1 protein-coding gene is annotated in these 757 nt (G+C 67.2%); it reads right to left on the bottom strand.

What is annotated here, in order from left to right:
- Window positions 1-406, bottom strand: a 406-nt coding sequence (locus ACOV8S_RS09375) for a cellulose binding domain-containing protein (protein ID WP_448317243.1), incomplete at its 3' end; no start/stop codon positions are given.
- Between the last annotated feature and the right edge of the window lie 351 nt (window positions 407-757).

Genomic DNA, 757 nt, shown 5'->3' with positions numbered 1-757 from the left:
AGGCCGCACCGTCGAGCGTGAACGCCGTGGGCACCGCGTTGGTCCCGCTGAAGGTGCCGTTGAAGCCGAAGCTGACCGAGGCCCCGCTGCCCAGCTGGCCGTTGTACGACTCGTTGGCAGCGGTGACGGCGGCGCCGCTCTGGGTGATCTTGGCGTTCCACCCGTTGGAGACCTTCTGGTTGCCGGCGAAGGACCAGCCGACCTTCCAGGAGGACTTCGCGGCCGAGTTGTTGGTGAGGGTCACGTTGGCGGTGAACCCGCCACTCCACGAGCTCTGCACCTGGTACTTCACGGTGCAGGCCGCGGCGGCTGCGGCCGCGGTCGAGGGCTGCATGGCGGCGGCCACTCCCCCGGCCCCCGCGACCATCGCGAAGGCTGAGAGTAAGGCGGTTCTGGTACGGCGCATCGTGTGCGGGTCTCCTTGTCCGTGCGGTTCGACTCCGCCCGGCATCCGGGAGCACGCCGCGTCACGCCGGGGGGCGGGAACACGGGACTTTCGCATCTGAGCGACTCCTGGCGGGCCGGACACGTACAGGCGGACGTGTCGACTGAAAACGGAATCGCTCCCACTGGTGCTACGGACGTTAGCGTCAACTCCTGTACGCGTACAGATGGATGACGGGCCTTTTTCCCGCCGGCTTCCGCAAAGTGTCTTCGAATAATTTCGAACCCTCCAACACCTTGACCACTCCCGGCACCACCCACACCATGGGAGCGCTCCCACTGGTGCACGACCCCCACCCGGTCCCCCACGGGC

The sequence above is a fragment of the Streptomyces sp. CO7 genome (assembly GCF_053474865.1).
This window is presented reverse-complemented; position numbering and strand designations above follow the sequence as displayed.